16 protein-coding genes are annotated in these 16,957 nt (G+C 65.8%); 8 read left to right on the top strand and 8 right to left on the bottom strand.

Features of this window, described 5'->3' with window-relative positions; genetic code table 11:
- The first annotated feature begins 71 nt into the window (after window positions 1–71).
- Complete coding sequence (locus tag ASC89_RS05860) at window positions 72–959, top strand: NAD(P)-dependent oxidoreductase (protein ID WP_055995741.1); 888 nt, start codon at window positions 72–74, stop codon at window positions 957–959.
- On the opposite strand, the gene ASC89_RS05855 is transcribed toward ASC89_RS05860, so the two are convergent.
- Genes ASC89_RS05855 through ASC89_RS05845 form a run of 3 tightly spaced genes read right to left on the bottom strand, consistent with a single transcriptional unit; the run spans window position 956 to window position 5,897 of the window.
- Window positions 956–2,104, bottom strand: coding sequence for an alanine racemase (locus ASC89_RS05855; protein WP_055995738.1), 1,149 nt, complete (start codon window positions 2,102–2,104; stop codon window positions 956–958). The two genes, ASC89_RS05860 and ASC89_RS05855, sit on opposite strands and share 4 nt — an antisense overlap.
- Complete coding sequence (locus ASC89_RS05850; protein ID WP_055995735.1) at window positions 2,101–3,837, bottom strand: hydantoinase B/oxoprolinase family protein; 1,737 nt, start codon at window positions 3,835–3,837, stop codon at window positions 2,101–2,103. Before ASC89_RS05850 ends, ASC89_RS05855 begins: the two co-directional genes overlap by 4 nt.
- Window positions 3,834–5,897 (bottom strand): hydantoinase/oxoprolinase family protein, encoded by a 2,064-nt coding sequence (locus tag ASC89_RS05845; protein WP_055995732.1) that lies wholly within the window; start codon window positions 5,895–5,897, stop codon window positions 3,834–3,836. The genes ASC89_RS05850 and ASC89_RS05845 overlap by 4 nt, the downstream gene beginning before the upstream one ends.
- A 97-nt stretch (window positions 5,898–5,994) precedes the next feature.
- Between ASC89_RS05845 and ASC89_RS05840 the strand changes: the two genes are divergently transcribed.
- The 3 genes from ASC89_RS05840 (at window position 5,995) to ASC89_RS05830 (ending at window position 8,962) form a co-directional block, all read left to right on the top strand.
- Window positions 5,995–6,888 (top strand): LysR family transcriptional regulator, encoded by an 894-nt coding sequence (locus ASC89_RS05840; RefSeq protein ID WP_055995730.1) that lies wholly within the window; start codon window positions 5,995–5,997, stop codon window positions 6,886–6,888.
- A gap of 137 nt (window positions 6,889–7,025) precedes the next feature.
- Window positions 7,026–7,904 (top strand): phytanoyl-CoA dioxygenase family protein, encoded by an 879-nt coding sequence (locus tag ASC89_RS05835; RefSeq protein ID WP_055995727.1) that lies wholly within the window; start codon window positions 7,026–7,028, stop codon window positions 7,902–7,904.
- Between the two features lie 56 nt (window positions 7,905–7,960).
- A complete protein-coding gene (locus ASC89_RS05830) occupies window positions 7,961–8,962 on the top strand; it encodes a bestrophin family protein (protein WP_055995724.1) in 1,002 nt (333 codons plus the stop codon).
- On the opposite strand, the gene ASC89_RS05825 is transcribed toward ASC89_RS05830, so the two are convergent.
- Window positions 8,959–9,426, bottom strand: a complete 468-nt coding sequence (locus tag ASC89_RS05825) for a DUF805 domain-containing protein (protein WP_274532694.1) — start codon at window positions 9,424–9,426, stop codon at window positions 8,959–8,961. The genes ASC89_RS05830 and ASC89_RS05825 overlap by 4 nt on opposite strands.
- Before the next feature lie 164 nt (window positions 9,427–9,590).
- Window positions 9,591–11,213, bottom strand: a complete 1,623-nt coding sequence (locus ASC89_RS05820) for an ABC-F family ATP-binding cassette domain-containing protein (protein WP_055995719.1) — start codon at window positions 11,211–11,213, stop codon at window positions 9,591–9,593.
- 178 nt (window positions 11,214–11,391) lie between these two features.
- Between ASC89_RS05820 and ASC89_RS05815 the strand changes: the two genes are divergently transcribed.
- Window positions 11,392–11,757 (top strand): helix-turn-helix transcriptional regulator, encoded by a 366-nt coding sequence (locus ASC89_RS05815; RefSeq protein ID WP_055995716.1) that lies wholly within the window; start codon window positions 11,392–11,394, stop codon window positions 11,755–11,757.
- A 1-nt stretch (window position 11,758) separates the two neighbouring features.
- Window positions 11,759–12,262, top strand: coding sequence for an SRPBCC domain-containing protein (locus ASC89_RS05810; protein ID WP_055995713.1), 504 nt, complete (start codon window positions 11,759–11,761; stop codon window positions 12,260–12,262).
- 183 nt (window positions 12,263–12,445) lie between these two features.
- Here the strand turns inward: ASC89_RS05810 and ASC89_RS05805 are convergent, their stop codons facing one another.
- Window positions 12,446–13,651: a mandelate racemase/muconate lactonizing enzyme family protein gene (locus ASC89_RS05805; RefSeq protein ID WP_055995710.1), complete on the bottom strand. Its 1,206-nt coding sequence runs from the start codon at window positions 13,649–13,651 to the stop codon at window positions 12,446–12,448.
- A gap of 595 nt (window positions 13,652–14,246) precedes the next feature.
- Between ASC89_RS05805 and motA the strand changes: the two genes are divergently transcribed.
- Window positions 14,247–15,107 carry a flagellar motor stator protein MotA gene (gene motA, locus ASC89_RS05800; RefSeq protein WP_055878468.1) on the top strand — a complete coding sequence of 287 codons (861 nt, stop codon included), beginning with the start codon at window positions 14,247–14,249 and terminating at the stop codon, window positions 15,105–15,107.
- Window positions 15,108–15,118: 11 nt separating this feature from the next.
- Window positions 15,119–16,030, top strand: a complete 912-nt coding sequence (locus ASC89_RS05795; RefSeq protein ID WP_055878469.1) for a flagellar motor protein MotB — start codon at window positions 15,119–15,121, stop codon at window positions 16,028–16,030.
- A gap of 94 nt (window positions 16,031–16,124) precedes the next feature.
- Here ASC89_RS05795 and ASC89_RS05790 read toward each other — a convergent pair whose 3' ends face one another.
- Window positions 16,125–16,331: a cold-shock protein gene (locus ASC89_RS05790; protein ID WP_055878471.1), complete on the bottom strand. Its 207-nt coding sequence runs from the start codon at window positions 16,329–16,331 to the stop codon at window positions 16,125–16,127.
- A 210-nt stretch (window positions 16,332–16,541) separates the two neighbouring features.
- A complete protein-coding gene (locus tag ASC89_RS05785) occupies window positions 16,542–16,889 on the bottom strand; it encodes a hypothetical protein (protein WP_055878473.1) in 348 nt (115 codons plus the stop codon).
- Window positions 16,890–16,957 lie beyond the last annotated feature (68 nt).

Below are 16,957 nucleotides of genomic sequence, written 5' to 3'. Positions count from 1 at the left end.
CACTTGCCTCTCGCGTTAACCTACATTATGTAACTTACGTATTGTAGTTTTCTGGTGATGGAGCGTCAAGAATGAGCGATTTGAGTGTCATTGGCCTGGGCGATATGGGCAGCGCGATTGCACGGGCCCTGCTTGCAGCGGGCCTGGCTGTGACGGTGTGGAACCGCAGTGACGCCAGGGTGACGCCGCTGGTCGAGCGGGGAGCAACGGCCGCCGTCTCTGCTGGTGCGGCCATCGAGGCGAGCCCGGCTGCGCTGCTCTGCGTGAGCGACTACCCTGCAACGATGGCGCTGTTCGAGGGCACAACGCGTGCCCTCCACGGCAGGCTCATCGTCCAGTTCGCTTCGGGAACACCGGCGCAGGCCCGAGCTTTGGAGACCAAGGTTCGCCAGGCCGGAGGGCGGTATCTCGACGGCGCCATCGGCGCCTGGCCACGGCAGGTCGGCTCACCTGATGCTTCATTCACCCTCGCCGGAAACGCCGACGATTTTGCAGCAGCGCGTCCGCTTCTCGACCTGCTGGGCGGCCAGCTAACGCATGTCGGGCCAGATGCCGGCCACGCCAAAGCCTACGCCAACGCCGGATTGGCCTACTTCGCTGGGCATTGGATCGGCTTTGCCCAGGGTGCCGCGCTACTAGAGACTGAAGGTCTCGATCCGGCGATGCTTGGCGACATGCTGGCGAGCATGGGGCCGATCCTCGCGACCGATATGCAACGCATGGGGCGTGCCATAGCCACAGAAGCGTTTGACGAGGCAGAGAGCACGGTAAAGACCATAGCCGGAGACCTACGCTGGCTCGCTGAACTCGCCGACGCTACCGGCGCGGAGGCCGAGTTTGCGCGACTTGCCGCCGCTCTGTTCGCGCGCGCTCGGGATCTTGGGTTAGGCGACAAGCAGCACAGTGCGATCATCAAGGTGCTGCGGGGACGCCTTGCCGCGCCCGTTCCGCCCGCTTAATCCGACAACCCGCGCGCCTCGATCGGCCAGATCGCTTCCAACCTCTCGCCGCGTACCACGTGGATAAAATCGTGCAGGTTCGCCGTCGGGTCGCAATGCGGCACGGTGCATTCGAGCCGAGCGCCGGCCGGTGGTGGGGCGATGCCGTCGTAGGTCTTCACCCGGCCGAACTCGTCGCCGGCCCAGGCGATGGTGCCGATTTCGACGCCATCGCGATAGACGCGCGGTGGCGGGCCGTCGACGGCGAAGCTCTTTGAGCCGCCATCGGTGATCGCCTCGCCATTGGCGCTGTGGCCGATGACGCTGACCAGCACCAGCATGGCGAAATCGAATACCGGCTCGCCAGTGCCGTGGACATCCACCGGGCGGTAGCCTTCGTCCATCAGCACGTAGGAGCCGGCCTGCACTTCGGTGAGGATGCCATCCTCGAAATCCAGGAGGTGGCTGCCGGTGCCGCCACCACTGACGATCTCCGGCGCCAGCCCGGCGGCGCGAAGGCCAACGAGGATGGGCGTGAGCGCCGCGTTGGCGAGGTGGTTGGCGGCGCGGCGCTCCTGGTGGTCGAAGACGTGCTGCACCTTACCGGCATAGGCCTGCACTCCGGCATAGACGAGCCCAGCCTCGGTCGCAATGGCGCGAGCCAGGGCAACCGCCTCCTCCGCCGCGGTCACCCCGGTGCGGCCGAGCCCGGTGTCGCAATCGACCAGCACCGCGACATGCGTGCCGGCGGCGCGGGCCGACGCCCCGAACGCCGCGACCAACTCCAGCCGGTCGACCACCACGATCAGCTCAAGCCCACGTGCCGCAGCGGCGGTCAACCGGTCGATCTTCAACCGGCTCGACACCGGCGCAGTCAGCATCAGTTTCGTCAGCCCCGCCTCGAACAGGGCCAGCAGTTCCCCAGTCTTGGCACAGGCGATGCCCAGTGCACCGGCCGCCATCTGGCGCTCGGCGATCGCTGCGCATTTGTGCGATTTGGCGTGCGGGCGCAGCCCCATGCCGGAGAGCCGGGCCAGTTGCGCCAGGCGATCGAGGCTCGTCTCGAAGCGCTCGGCATCGAGCAGCAGCGCCGGCGTTTCGAGTTGCGCGCGGCTGCCGGGCAGTCCGATCAGCGTCTCGTTGAGACCGGCGACCCCGCGTTTCATCGCGCCACTCCGGCGCGGCGCGCGGCGCGGAGGCTTTGCGTGGCGCCGAGGTCGAGCCCGAGATCGTCGCCGATGACGACGCCGTAGTCGCGCGCCGCGCCATCGATGCTGACCTTCTCGGCTACCACATCGGCCAGCACCCGCTCGGGTTCGCGTTCGAGCGCGTCGCCATAGCCGCCGCCCCCTGCCCCGACGAGGCGGAACACATCGCCGGCAGCAGCGGCGAACCCACGCATCGGCATGGTGGGGAGCAGCTTTTCGCTGCCGTCAGCGCCGATATGCACATGCGCCGATGGGCCGCCGGTGCCGCCGCCTTCGAGCCCGTAGGGCGGGTGGTCGCGACGATCGCCGCGCAGGTTGAAACCGGTGGGCTGCAGGAACCTGAACTCACGGGTGAAGGCGAGGCCGCCGCGATGGCGCCCTGCCCCACCGGAATCGGTAACGAAGCCGTAGCGCAGGACTTCGACAGGCATCTCGGCCTCGATCATCTCGATCGGCTGGTTGGAGAGGTTGGCCGCCGGGTTGGAGATCCCCTCGATGCCGTCGCGGTCGGCACGCGCCCCCCAGGTGCCCACCAGCATCTCGTTAAGTACATATTGTCGGCCCTGGTACGTGCCGCCCGCCGCCATCAGGAACGGCCCGCCTTCCGAGCCGGCAATGGCGCGTTCGGGCACCACCTGGGCCAAGGCCTGCATGATGGTGTCGAACACCCGATAGCCGACGACGCCGCGCGCCCCACAGGCGGCCGGGTAGACCGGGTTGAGCAGGCACCCCTCGGGCGCCCGGACGGTGATCGGCTTCAGGTAGCCATCGCAATTGGGGATATCGCGGCGCGACAGACAGCGGATGGCAGTGAAGGCGGCGGACTCGGGGAGCGAAATCGGGCAGTTGATGCTCGCCGCCACCTGGCCCGAGGTGCCCTCGAAGTCGATGTCGATGCTGTCATCCATGACGGTCACGGTGGCCCGGATGCGGATCGGCTCGGGCGCCTCGCCGATGCCGTCGAGGTAATCCTCGCCGACATAGACGCCGTTAGGCAGCTCGCGGATGGTATCGCGCATCATCTGTTCGGCATGCGCGTGCAACGCCTCGGTATAGAGCGCCAGCTCGGCGGCGCCATAGCGCTCGACCAGCTGCAGCAGGCCGCGCTCGGCGGTGGTGCAGGCAGCAATCTGCGCCCGCAAATCGCCCAGCACCTCCACCGGCTGGCGGGTGTTGGACTGGATCAGCTCGAACAGCGTCGCATTGGGCTCGCCCGCGGCGTAGAGCTTCAGCAGCGGCAGCCGCAGCCCCTCCTGCTGGATCTCGGTGGCATAGATCGCAACGCTCCCGGGCACGATGCCGCCGAGATCGGTATGGTGGGCGACGGTCGCCGCATAGCCGGCGAGCGCCGTCCCCTGAAAGATCGGCTTGATCACGTAGATATCAGGGAGGTGCTGGCCACCGGCGCTGTAGGGGTCGTTGGTGATCAGCACGTCGCCGGGGCTCAGGTCGGCGCCGAACTTCTGCTCGATGAAGCGCATGACGCGCGGGAACGAGCAGAGCTGGATCGGCAGCGTCAGTCCCTGGGCGATCACCCGTCCCTGGGGGTCGCAGAGCGCCGTCGAGTAATCCATGATGTCGCGCACTACGGGGGAATAGGCGCTGCGCATGACGATCAGCGCCATTTCGTCGGCGATCGAAGCCAGGCCGTTGCGGATGACCTCGAGGGTGATGGGATCGACGCGGCTCATGGCTGGCTAACCTCGATTTCGATATTGCCGGCCGCATCGAGCCGAGCGGACGCATTTGGTGGGATCACGCAGGTGCAGTCGTAATCCTCGATGATGAAGGGCCCGGGCCGCAGGCTCAAGCCCAGCGCCTCGCGGCCGATCACCGGGGTCATTACCGGCGTGGCGCCGAAGGCCACCAGCCGGCCGCGTCGTTCGAATGCCGGGGCCGGCGCGTAGCGCACGATCTCCGAAGCGACGGGTACACGCACGGTAAGGCGAAGGTTCACCAGTTGCACCGGATCGGCGCTGGAGCGGTGGCCATAGGTGCGCTCGTGCTCGGTGTGGAAGCCCTCGACTAGGTCAGCGACCTCGCCGGTTCGGTCGGCAATGTTCAACTCATAGGCCTGGCCGAAATAGCGGAGATCGGCGCTGTAGCGGAACTCGGCGCTGGCGGCATCGTAAGCATCGGCAGCGAGCGCTGCCCGGGCCCGGATACTCAACTCGGCCTTCAGGTCGGCCAGCATCGCGGGGCTGATCGCCACGGTGTCGGCCAGCAGCGGCTGCACGAACTCCTGCTCCACATCGGAGCGCAGCAGCCCCGAACCACTGAACACGCCGGCGGCCACCGGCACGATAATGTGGCGGATGCCCAGCGCCGCGGCGATATCGGCAGCGACCACCGGGCCATTGCCGCCGAAGGCGACGAGGCTGAAATCGCGCGGGTCGCGACCGCGATAGGTGGAAACGGCTTTCACCGCCCGGGTCATGGTCGAAACCGCAAGCGTCAGCACGCCCCGCGCAGTGGTCAGCAGATCCTGGCCAAGTGGCTCGGCGATCTGGGTGCGGAGCGCGTTGCGCGCCCCCTCGGCATCGACGGCGATGCTGCCACCGGCGAGCGTCGTGTCGTTGATATAGCCGAGCGTGACGAACACGTCGGTCAGGGTGGCGCGCGTACCGCCGCGGCCATAGGCGACCGGACCCGGCATGGCGCCGGCGCTTTCCGGCCCGACGGTGACGCGCCCTTGCCGGTCCAGCGCCACAAGGCTGCCGCCGCCGGCGCCGATCTCCGACACGTCGATGAACGGCATCTTGATCGGATAACCGCCGCCCTTCACCAGTTTGCTGGAGAGGTTGATGCCGGCGCCCACTTCGTACTCGTCGGTGCGAGCCGCTTCGCCGTTCTCGATCAGCGCTGCCTTGGCGGTGGTGCCGCCCATGTCGAACGAGATGATGTTGGCCCCCCGCCCCTCGCCGCGCACCAGCCGGGCGCAGGCGATGACGCCGGCGGCCGGGCCCGATTCGACCAGCGAGGCGGCGCGCTTCACCGATGCGGCGAGCCGCATGATGCCGCCGCCCGAATGCATCATCTCGATCGGCGCGGTGACACCGATGGCGGCGAGCCGGCCGGCCAGCGCATCGGCATAGGAACGGATCACCGGACCGACATAGGCGTTCACCACCGCGGTCGAAGTGCGCTCGTACTCGCGGATCTCGGGCAGGATTTCCGAGCCGCGAGTGAAGTAGACGCTGTCGCCGAGTTCCTCACGCAGGATCGCCTCGGTGCGGATCTCGTGCTCCGGGTTGGCATAGGCGTGCAGGTAGCTGATCGCCACCGACTCGATGCCCGCGGCGCGGAAGCGGTGGGCGGCGTTACGGACCTCGGTCTCATCAAGCGGCACGCGAACCGTGCCGTCGGGCCTCATCCGCTCGCTGATCTCGACCCGGCGCTGGCGCGGCACCAGCGGCGGAGGCTTGTCATATTGCAGGTCGTAGAGCACCGGGATGCGCAAGCGCCGCAGTTCCAGCACGTCGCGAAAACCGCGCGTGGTAACAAGCCCGGTGCGGGCGCCCTTGAACTCGAGGATGGTGTTGGTGGCGACGGTGGTGGCGTGGACGATGGCGGTGATCTCGCCCGGCACGATGCCGAGCTCGCCGATCAGTGCCGCGAGCCCGTCGGCAATGCCGCGGCTGTAGTCGTCCGGCGTCGACGCCACCTTGCGGATCGACACCGTGCCGGCGGCGTCGACCAAGGCGATGTCGGTAAAGGTGCCGCCGATATCGATGCCAACGCGATAGGCCAAGGCTGATCTCCGTCTCGAACAGTGGACGAAGTCTAGTCAGGTGCGAGCGATCAGTTCCAATTGATAGTTGGCGCCAGACTGATAGGCTTTGCCTATCATGCGCCTGACCCTCGCCCAGATCGAAACCTTCTACTGGATCAGCCGGCTGGGCAGCTTTCACGCCGCGGCGCGGCAGCTCAACGTTACGCAGCCATCGGTCTCCGGTCGCATCCGCGAGCTCGAACTGGAACTGGGGACGGCGCTGTTCGACCGTTCGGGCGGCCGGGCCCGACTGACTGAAGCGGGCCGAGCCATCCAGAACCAGGCCGAACAGATGCTGACGCTGGCGCGCGAGATCCATGACGAGGCCGGGTCGGGAAAGCTCCGCGGGCTGCTGCGCCTCGGCGTGGTGGAGACGGTGGCGCACCTGGCGCTGCCTGGGCTGATCGGGGCGCTGAAGCTGCGGCGGCCGCAACTGCGGGTCGAACTGGCAGTTGACGTGGGCGCCGCTTTGATCCGGCAGCTCGAAGAGCGCCAGCTCGACGTGGTGATCAGCAACGACAGCACCAATGTGGAAGGCGCCATATCGCGGGCGCTGGGGCAGATCGATCTCGCTTGGGTGGGCCCGGTAGGTCATCGGCTGGCCGGCCAGGTGCTGCATCCGGCGGACCTCATAGACGAGGCGATCTTCACGCAGCCGGCGCAATCGACCATCGGACGGACCATCCGTGCCTGGTTCGATACCGGCCGGGAGACGCCTAAATCGCTGAGCGTCTGCAACTCGCTGTCGGTGATCTCTGAACTGGTGGCGGCAGGCCTCGGCTTCGCAGTGATCACCCCGGCACTGCTCAGCCCAGAACTCGCCGCGAGGGTAGTGCGTTACGCTGCGGAGCCACCTATCGAGGCGCGAACGCTGTCGGTGGCGGCGCTTCGCGAGACCTGGTCGGAGGATGTCGAGTTTATCGCCGAGTTCGTGGCGGAGGCGTTTCAACAGGGGCGGAGCCTGCGATAGCCAAACGCTTCGGATGGTAAGCACGCATCAGCTGCTATCCGACGAATGGCAGGGCTCCACTCGCCGCAAAATCCGTGCTTAACATACTACCATACCGCGCCCGCGGACTGAGCTGTCACATCCCGTAGGAACATCCCATGCCTCACAAACTCCAGGTGCTCACTCCAGAGCAGGCGCAGCACTTTGTCGAAAAGGGCTATGTGCTCGTCAAAGGCTGCCTCGATCCGGAGCTGGCCAAGAAGTGGACGGCTGAGGCGTATACGCGGCTGGGTTATGATCCGGTCGACCGCTCGACCTGGAAGAAGGATATCGTCTGGATGGACCGCAACAACATTGCGGCGATCAAGGATATCTCGCCCAGGGCCTGGGGGGCGCTTTGCGACGTGACCGGCGGCGAGGACCGCATCGATCACAAGGTGATGGAGATCGAGTCGCAGCATTTCACCACCATCGATTCTACCGAGTGGTCGGATGCCTTCATCGTCAACTTCCGCCGCGGCGCCGACAAGCCGTGGATGAAGCCCTCGCCCGAGGCCGGCGGCTGGCACAAGGATGGCAGCTTCTTCCGCCACTTCCTCGATAGCCGCGAACAGGGCCTGTTGACCGTCGTCTACTGGTCCAATGTCGGCCACAAGGGCGGCGGCACCTTCATTGCGCCCGACTCGATCAAGCACGTGGCGCGCTACCTCGCCGACCATCCGGAGGGGGTCGATCCGTCGTTCGACTTCGGCCACCTGATCGACAAGTGCGAGGAGTTCGTCGAAGTCACCGGCGAGGTCGGCGACTTCATCATCCTCCACCCCTACATGCTGCACGCTTCGTCGAACAACCATTCGCCCAATGTGCGCTTCATGACCAACCCGCCGGTGGTGCTGAAGGACCCGATGAACTTCAACCGCGACGACCCAGCCGAGTTCTCGCTGATCGAACGTGCGACGCTGCACGGCCTCGGGCTCGACCGCTACGACTTCCGCCCCACCGGCCCGCGCGACGAGCAGTGGAAGGTGATCGGCTGATCGCCTTTCGACAAGCCGTGGCATAGTGGCGACTTCGAATCTCGGAGTCGCCACGGATGCATGTCGGACGTTCCTACCGGTTGCTGGATTTTGCGGTCTGGTCGCGGCGCGGTGCGCTCTACGTGCTGATCGTCAGCCTCGTGGCGGTAGCGGCCTACAGCCTGCCGCCACTGGCCGGGTTCGGAATCCCCTGGCCGATCGTCGCGGTGCTCGGCACCAGCGTGGCGCTGGTCGCCGGGTTCAAGAACGGCCAGGTGCTGCAGCGCAGCTCCGATGCGTTGCAGGCCTTCGCCCAGATCGCCGCGATCAGCCGGCTGCTGGCGACGCTGAGCTGCGATTTCCTCGACAAGGAGGCGGCGCGCCGGGTGATCCTCCGCCACCTCGCCTGGTTGACGGCGCTGCGCTACTCGCTGCGCCGGCCAATGCCATGGGAGACGGTGAGCCAGGGCGCCAACCGGGCGTTCCGGCGGCGCTACTACCAGATCCAGGAAGATCTCACGACGCTGCCACAGGCGCTGGCCCCGTTGCTCGGCGCGGAGGCGGATGCCATCGCGGCCCGGCCGCAGCCGGCGCTGGCGCTGCTGCACCTGCAGGGCGAAGAAATCAACGCGTTGCTGAAGCAAAGCGCTATCCCGACGCAGGTCTATTCCGAGCTGATGAAGCTCCTGCGTGATTGTCACGACCAGCAGGCGCGCTGCGATCGGATCAAGAACACGCCCTACCCCCGGCAATATGCCGTGGTCAGCGCCATCTTCGTCGTCATCTTCGCAACGCTCCTGCCATTCGGCGTGGTGCCGACCTTCGCAGCCATGGGCGGCTCTAACGGCGTGCTCGGTACGGTGATGCTGTGGCTGAGCGTGCCGTTCAGCGTGCTGATCGGCTGGATGTACTTTGCGCTCGACCTCGTCGGCGAGAGCACCTCGAACCCGTTCGAGGGCAATGCCAACGACGTGCCGATCTCACAGATCAGCCGCGACCTCGAGATCGAACTGAGGGCCCGGCTCGGCGACACAGAGCTGCCAGCAGCGCTGCCGCCGGTGCACGGGATCGCGACCTAGCTTTCCGAACTTGGCGACCAGGGGCCGCGGGCGCGTCGGCGGGCGTCCATGTCGGCGACAAACGCCTGCGCCCGGCTGAGCGGGACGGCCTTGGCGCGGGGCGCCCACGTGCTGGTCTCGCGCGGGTCGTCGCCGTACGCGTTGGCGCCATAGCCGTCGGGCCCGAAGCACATCAGCACCAGCAGCCAGATGCCGCCGATGAACGGCACCAGGCTGATCCAGTACCACCAGCCGGAGCGCCCGCTGTCATGCAGCCGCCGCACCGTCACGGTGATGTTCGGCACGACGTGGATGAAGACGCAGAACAGCGTCAGCGGCCCCAGGCCACTGACGCCCGGCCGAAAGTACCCGAGCATGGCAATGTCGACATAGAGCGCGCCGAACAGCAGGAGCAGCGAGACCAGCGTATACACCCAGTATTGGGTCCGCGAAGAGCGCCCTGTGCACTCGAAGTACCGCAGCATCGTGTCGAAATAGCCGAACATCTGGAAATTGCCCCTGCCCTCGCAAAGCAAAGCTAGAGCAAGACGATCAACATCCGATTTTGGCGAAGCATCGCAATTTAGCGACCTTGGTCGCCATGAGATCGCCTCGTCTTCCCGTCTCCGCTCAGAGGAGAGGGGCCGCTCTAGCCCCGGAGGCCCGGTGCTTCCTGGCCGGTGCGCGCCACATATTCGGTGTAGCCACCGCCATAGGCGTGGACGCCCTCGGGCGTCAGCTCCAGCACGCGGTTGCTGAGCGCGGCGAGGAAGTGGCGGTCGTGCGAGACGAACAGCATCGTCCCCTCATACTGCGACAATGCCTCGATCAGCATTTCCTTTGTCGCGATATCCAGGTGGTTGGTCGGCTCGTCGAGCACCAGGAAGTTCGGGGAGTCGAACAGGAGCTTGGCCATCACCAGGCGGGCTTTCTCGCCGCCTGACAGCACCCGGCACCTCTTCTCGATCTCGTCGCCGGAAAAGCCGAAGCAACCGGCCAGCGCCCGCAGCGCCGCCTGCCCAGCCTGCGGAAAACTGTCCTCGAGCGACTGGAACACCGTGCGGTCGCCATCGAGCAGGTCCATGGCGTGCTGCGCGAAATAGCCGAGCTTGACGCTGGGCCCGACATTGATCGAGCCGTTATCCGGCTCGGTGCTGCCCGCCACCAGCTTCAGCAGCGTCGATTTGCCGGCGCCGTTGACGCCCATGATGCACCAGCGCTCCTTGCGCCGGACATGGAAATCCAGCCCCTCGTAGATCGAGCGGCTGCCATAGGCTTTGTCGACGCCCTTCAGCAGCACCACGTCCTCGCCGGAGCGCGCCGGCGGACGGAACTCGAAGTTTACGGTCTGGCGGCGCTTGGGCGGCTCCACCTTGTCGATCTTGTCGAGCTTCTTGACCCGGCTCTGCACCTGCGCGGCGTGGCTGGCGCGCGCCTTGAAGCGCTCGATGAAGGCGATCTCCTTGGCCAGCATCGCCTGCTGGCGCTCGAACTGCGCCTGCATCTGCTTGTCCGAAAGGGCGCGCTGCTGCTGGTAATACTCGTAGTCGCCGGAATATGCGGTGAGCGAACCGCCGTCGATTTCGACGATCTTGTTGACGATGCGGTTCATGAAGGCGCGGTCGTGCGAGGTCATCAGCACCCCGCCCTCGTAGCGCTTCAGGAAATCCTCGAGCCAGATCAGGCTTTCGATATCAAGGTGGTTGGATGGCTCGTCGAGCAGCAGGGCATCGGGCCGCATCAACAGGATCTTGCCGAGCGCCACGCGCATCTTCCAGCCGCCTGACAGCGCACCGACGTCGCCGTCCATCATCTCCTGGCTGAAGCCAAGCCCGTGCAGCACTTCGCGCGCCCGCGCATCGAGGCTGTAGCCATCCAACTCCTGGAACTGGCCCTGCACCTCGCCATAGCGGGTGATGATCTCGTCCATCTCGTCGGCGCGATCCGGGTCGGCCATCGCCGCCTCGAGCTCGCTCATCTCGGCAATCAGCGCGCCGGCGGGCCCCGCGCCCTCCATTACTTCGGCAACCGCCGGACGACCGGCCATGTCGCCGACATCCTGGCTGAAATAGCCGATGGTGACGCCGCGATCGACCGCTACCTGCCCCTCGTCCGGCTGCTCTTCGCCGGTGATCATCCGGAACAACGTGGTCTTGCCGGCGCCGTTCGGGCCGACCAGCCCGACCTTTTCGCCACGCTGCAGCGCAGCGGAGGCTTCGATGAAGACGATCTGCTTGCCGTTCTGCTTGGAAATGTTCTCGAGGCGGATCATGCGGTTACGGGGCCCTGCTGAAGTGTCGGGCCTCTGCTGAGTGATCGCGGCCGCGGGTTGTTGCGTGGCGTAAAGCACCAGCCGGCCCGCGACGCAAGCGCGGCGGCGTCACAGGTGCCCTGCGTCACCGGCGCAGCAGGGCTTTACATTATTTGCTCTATGACGTAATTACGTTGTCATGCAAATACAAGATCCACTCACCGCCACCTTCGCCGCCCTTGCCGACCCCACGCGTCGCGCCATGCTGGCGCGGCTGACCCAGGGGCCAGCCACGGTCAACGAGCTGGCCGAACCCTTCGCGCTCACCCTCCCCACCGTGTCGCGGCATCTCAAGGTGCTCGAGCAGGCCGGGCTGATCAGCAAGCAGCGCTCGGCGCAATCGCGGCCCTGCACGCTGGAGATCGCGCCGCTGGTCGAAGCCGACGCCTGGATGGCGCAATACCGCGAGTTCTTCACCACCCGCTTCGACCGGCTCGACACGCAGCTCAAGGCCATGATGGCCGCCCGCGCCGATGCCGCAAAAGCCTCCAAGGGAGACCAGTGACATGCCTGCCAGCTATGCCCTCGATCGTGGAATCGCTCTGCAACGCACCTTCGCCGCGCCGGCCAGCGTGGTGTTCGAAGCCTGGACCGACCCGGCCTATCTCGACTGGTACTTCAACCCCGACCAGCACACCGATCAGCCAGCGACGGTCGACCTCAGGGTCGGCGGCCAATGGCGCCAGGAAATGGTGGAGACCCCCGAGAAGCGGTACTTCACCGGCGGCGTCTATCGCGAGATCGTGCCGGGCAAGAAGCTGGCGTTCTACTGGGGCGCCGTCGGCGGCTGGCCTGAACTCGACCTCGACAATCTCGACGAGAGCCCGCTGGTCACCATCCAGCTGACCCCCTATGGGGCGCAGACCCTGATGGATTTCCACGTGCAGTTCCCGGACCAGTACACCCCTGAAAGGGTCGACTGGTGGATGAACTGCGGCATGGTCGTCGGCTGGAACATGACCATCGACCGGCTCGTCGCGGTGTACGAGGCGGCGCGTCGCGCCGGGTAGTCTGGGTCTTGGCAAGCCGCTGCCGCCGGTGGCTGCCGCCCCCCACCCCTGTCCCCTCCCCTCGAGGGGGAGGGAGACCAAAACACCGGCACCTCAGCAGGCGTCTCCCTCCCCCTTGCGGGGAGGGGACAGGGGTGGGGGACAGCCCGCACCTGCGCTGGAGGTTCTGCCCCTCGTTGAACCTCAGTCGAAGAAGTTCTCGTCGCCCTCTTCGAGGTACTTCCTGGCTTCCTTGGCGATCAGGTTGACGCCGAGGCCCGGACGATCCGGCACGTCGATCAGCCCGCCCTTCACCGGCATGCCCTCAAAGCCCTCGGTGATGTCGTACCAGAACGGTTCGAACCGGGCCGGGTACTCGAAGGCGATCAGGTTGTCCGGCATGGTGGCGCAGACCTGGATCAGCGCGGCGAGTCCGAGGATGCCGTTGGCGGTGCCGTGTGGCGCGATGGCGATACCGTGGAGGTCCGCGTGCTCGGCGACCCACTTGATCTCGGCGAGGCCGCCGACGTCGCAGGGATCGGGGCCAATGACGTTCACCGCGTGGCTCTCGATCAGCTGCTTATAGTGCTGGCGCAGATAGATCTGCTCGCCGGTGTGGATCGGCGTCGTGGTGTGGTGCGTCACGTCCTTGTAGACGTCAGGGTTGACGTAGGGCGAGTAGTCGCCGGTCACCGTGTCTTCGATCCAGAGCAGGTGCAGGTGTTCGACCGCCTTGGCGAGGCGCAGCGCATCGAGCGGCATGAAGCCCGGGCCGGCATCGACTGCCGTATTGTAGCCCTTGCCCAGCGTCTCGCGGGCCGAGGTGATGCAGGCGACGAGGTGGTCGAAGCCTTCCTTGGTCATCGTGCCCTTGTGCGGGTACGGGAACGGCGCATCCTCCTGCACTTCGCCGTAGAAGAAATCCGGGAAGTCGCGCACCATCGACGAGTGGTAGGCGCTCGGCAGCTTGAACAGGGTGAACTCGCCCTTCAGCGACTTGCCGTACTCGGCCCAGCGCTTGTAGCCCTCGGGCGTGTGCTCGGCGCCGCCAGGCACCTCGGCCTGGTAAAGCGTGCGATAGGTGCGGACCTGGTCGCGCACCTTGCCGCCGAGCAGGCGGTAGGCCGGAGCGTTGGCCGCCTTGCCGGCAATGTCCCACAGCGCATGCTCGATGGCCGAGACCGCCGAGCCGAACGGCTTGAAGCCACCGCGCACCCGGATGCGGCGCATGACGCGCTCGACGTCGCGCGGGTCCTGCCCGACGATCCAATCCTTCAGCTGCAGCACCTGCGGCTTGACGTAGGGTTTGGGGGTCTCGATCTGGCTCCAGCCGGTGATGCCCTCATCGGTGGTGATGCGGATCACCGGGCTCGAGGCAATGATCGCGCATTTCAGGTCTGTAATCTTCAACGGGAAGCTCCTCAAAATCCCTACCATACCAGTATGGCAGCTATGCCGCATTCCCGCGCGGATTTGAATGCTCCTAATGGGGCATTTTCGAAATTGTCGGTGCGGGAGGTCGCTTCGGCGCTTCACGCCGTTCTATTCACCGGCCGTCATCCCGGCGAACGCCGGGACCCACTGCTCGATGGTCGGGCATACGCGAACCGCCCCGGTCCGTCACCGCAAGGTCGGAAAGCTCCGCGCGGGGCGAACGTCCTGCGCACTGGGTCCCGACTTTCGTCGGGATGACGGCCGGTGTTGGGGGCAACGCTTTGGTGGCTTACTGAACCAGGAAAGCTTGCGGAACCAACGCATCAGTCTGCCGCCTTTCCGCGCCTCGCCATTAGCTGAACCTTAACCGCGGCATAGCAGATTGGCGGCTGAACGACGCGCCGGTGAAAGGCGCCGAAAAGACTAGGTTTCCGCGCGGTTTCGGGCGGAGTTCGAGAAGCAGACAGGAGTCGCTTCGAACATAGAAGGCAGCCGGATCGGACCGCGCCGATCGCTCGCCTCAGGTTCGCAGGACCCCTTGTCCCTGATTTAGTAGCGCGGGTCCTGTTTTATGCGTCTCATCATCGGCATTGTCGTAATCTTTGCCAGCGTCATCGGCGGCTATGTCGCCATGGGCGGGCATCTCGAAGTGCTGATCCAGCCCTTCGAGGCGCTGATCATCCTGGGTGCGGCGTTCGGCGCCTACATCATCGGCAATACCGGGCCGGTGCTGAAGCAGACGGCCAGCATCTTCGGCATCCTGTTCCGCGGTCCGCGCTACGACAAGGCCGCCTATGTCGAGCTGCTCGGACTGCAGTTCACGCTGTTCAAGCTGGTACAGGCCAAGGGCGTGCTGGCGCTCGAGCCGCATATCGAGGATCCAGCCAACTCATCGCTGTTCCAGCGCTTCCCGACCTTCGCCGGCAACCACGACGCCGTCGAGTTCATGTGCGATTACCTGCGCATGGTCACCCTCGGCAGCAACGTCGCCCACGAGATGGAGTCGTTGATGGATGAGGAACTGGAGACGCATCACCAGGAGCGCGAGCGCCTGGTGTCCGCGGTGCAGGCGCTGGCCGACGGCACGCCGGCGCTCGGCATCGTCGCGGCGGTGCTCGGCGTGATCAAGACCATGGGGTCGATCAGCGAGCCGCCGGAAGTGCTCGGCCACATGATCGGCGGCGCCCTGGTTGGAACCTTTCTCGGCGTGTTCGTCGCCTATGGCTTCTTCGGACCGATGGCGCAGTCGCTGCGCAACATCTTCGAGGCGGAGTCGAAGTACTTCCTGTCGATGAAGGTTGGCCTCTTGGCGCAGATGTCGGGCTATGCCCCGGCCATCGCCGTCGAGTTCGCGCGCAAGGCGCTGATGTCGGAAGTGCGGCCGACCTTCGCCGAGATCGACGAAGCCACTGCCAACCTGCCGGCATCGTGAGGGTCTGAGCCATGGCGCGCAACGACCAGACCATCATCATCAAGCGGGTCAAGCGGGCCGCCCATGCCCATCATGGCGGCGCCTGGAAGATCGCCTACGCCGACTTCGTGACGGCCATGATGGCGTTCTTCCTGCTGCTGTGGCTGATCAGCATGACGACGCCGGAGCAGAAGAAGGGCCTCGCCGACTATTTCGCGCCGCCCAATGTCAGCGAGAACACCAGCGGCGCCGGCGGCGTCATGGGTGGCCTCGCCTTTGCCGAGGATGGCGCCAAGATCGCCGTCGAATCCAACAAGGACGCGCTGACCGCGCCGGAGAGCAGCGAAGCCGGCCCGAAGATGGAATCGCGAGGCGGCGTGGCCGAGATCGGCGGCAGCGACTACGACGCGATCCGCGCTTCGACGGTGACGCTCGAATCCCGGTACAATGCCGACTATCACGCGGCAGCCGCCAGCATCCGCCAGGCGTGGCAGGCCCTGCCCGACATCACCAAGATCGCCGATAACCTCTTGGTGCGCGAGACCGAGAACGGGCTCGACATCGAGATCATGGACCAGGAAGGCCGGCCGATGTTCCCCGAGGGGTCGAAATACCCCTACGAGTCGACTCGCAAGGCCATCGCCTCACTCGCGCCGATCCTGCAGAAGCTGTCGAACCAGATCACCATCTCGGGCCATACCGCCGCCGGCGCGGTCTACGACAACCCGCGCTATGGCGCCTGGGATCTCTCGAGCGACCGCGCCAACGCGGTTCGCGCTATCCTCGGCGAGTTCGGCCTGTCCGACGATCGCATTCGGGCAGTGAACGGCAGCGCCACGTCGGAGCCGCTGTTTCCCAACGATCCTTACCTTGCGGGCAACGGCCGGGTGCAGATCACGGTGCGCTACGAGGCGCCGCCGGTTCCAGCGGGCTTGAAGCCGTAAGCTCTGGGAAAGTCGACCAACAAAAAAGGCCCCGTGAGGGGCCTTTTCCGTCGTTGCGCCGCCAGGACAAGTCCCTCAGCGCCACGGGGCGTTCTTAGAGCGCCTTGAGGTTCGTCGCCGAAACCTTGCCGTCACGGCCCTTTTCGAGCTCGTAGCTCACCTTCTGGCCTTCGGCGAGGCCGGACAGGCCCGAACGCTCGACGGCAGAGATGTGGACGAAAGCGTCCTTCGAACCATCGTCCGGCTGAATGAAGCCGAAGCCCTTGGTGGTGTTGAAGAACTTAACGGTGCCTTCGATCATGATGGCCCCCTTTCAATTGTCGTGCGCAGGATCTTCCCGCTTTGCACGCGTTCCTCGTTCGGCGACATGCCGACCGGGTCTAAACGTTCACAATATCAAGAGGTAGCCAATTAGACCGCAAGCGGCCCGAGCTGGTAGCGCCAGATGGAAGCGAAACGTGCCCGGTTATATCTGCCACCATTGCGCCTTAATCAAGGCCGACCGCGACGATTACCGGTATGGCGCCAGATCGACCTCGTCGACCACGCGCTCAAAGCTCTCGAGTTCGCTGCGCACGCGGTAGAGCAACGGGCCGCTTTCGTGCGGCAGCAGCGCCACCACCTGGCAAACCGCCGCCGACCGCGCGATGTCGCGCGAGCCGCGCGCCATGGTCAATCGTTGCCCGACATGGAAGCGGTGCACCGCATTCGGTGTGATGGGCTGCGCCGGCTGACGATGGAACTCGGCGGCCGGCCTGTCGGAATGACGATCGACCCCCGACGCACCGGCGCGCGGTTTGGCCTTGCCGGCACCAAGCCGACGCGTCACCGGCACGGCGATGCTCTTGAAGGTATTCACTGTGGTCCTGGGGTACGAGTCCGGCGCCACGAACGCGACGCCGGTATCACTCCGGCCTGAGCCTCGAG

This window comes from Devosia sp. Root413D1, assembly GCF_001425235.1.
GTDB lineage: Bacteria > Pseudomonadota > Alphaproteobacteria > Rhizobiales > Devosiaceae > Devosia_A.
Note: the sequence above shows the minus strand (reverse complement) of the source record. Positions and strands in the feature narration are given on the sequence as shown.

Bases quoted from the DNA above. Each gene is read 5' to 3' on its own strand.
- ASC89_RS05860 (WP_055995741.1), top strand. From the start codon at position 72: ATGAGCGATTTGAGTGTCATTGGCCTGGGCGATATGGGCAGCGCGATT.
- ASC89_RS05855 (WP_055995738.1), bottom strand. From the start codon at position 2,104: ATGAAACGCGGGGTCGCCGGTCTCAACGAGACGCTGATCGGACTGCCC.
- ASC89_RS05850 (WP_055995735.1), bottom strand. From the start codon at position 3,837: ATGAGCCGCGTCGATCCCATCACCCTCGAGGTCATCCGCAACGGCCTG.
- ASC89_RS05840 (WP_055995730.1), top strand. From the start codon at position 5,995: ATGCGCCTGACCCTCGCCCAGATCGAAACCTTCTACTGGATCAGCCGG.
- ASC89_RS05835 (WP_055995727.1), top strand. From the start codon at position 7,026: ATGCCTCACAAACTCCAGGTGCTCACTCCAGAGCAGGCGCAGCACTTT.
- ASC89_RS05830 (WP_055995724.1), top strand. From the start codon at position 7,961: ATGCATGTCGGACGTTCCTACCGGTTGCTGGATTTTGCGGTCTGGTCG.
- ASC89_RS05825 (WP_274532694.1), bottom strand. From the start codon at position 9,426: ATGCTGCGGTACTTCGAGTGCACAGGGCGCTCTTCGCGGACCCAATAC.
- ASC89_RS05820 (WP_055995719.1), bottom strand. From the start codon at position 11,213: ATGATCCGCCTCGAGAACATTTCCAAGCAGAACGGCAAGCAGATCGTC.
- ASC89_RS05815 (WP_055995716.1), top strand. From the start codon at position 11,392: ATGCAAATACAAGATCCACTCACCGCCACCTTCGCCGCCCTTGCCGAC.
- ASC89_RS05810 (WP_055995713.1), top strand. From the start codon at position 11,759: ATGCCTGCCAGCTATGCCCTCGATCGTGGAATCGCTCTGCAACGCACC.
- motA (WP_055878468.1), top strand. From the start codon at position 14,247: ATGCGTCTCATCATCGGCATTGTCGTAATCTTTGCCAGCGTCATCGGC.
- ASC89_RS05795 (WP_055878469.1), top strand. From the start codon at position 15,119: ATGGCGCGCAACGACCAGACCATCATCATCAAGCGGGTCAAGCGGGCC.
- ASC89_RS05790 (WP_055878471.1), bottom strand. From the start codon at position 16,331: ATGATCGAAGGCACCGTTAAGTTCTTCAACACCACCAAGGGCTTCGGC.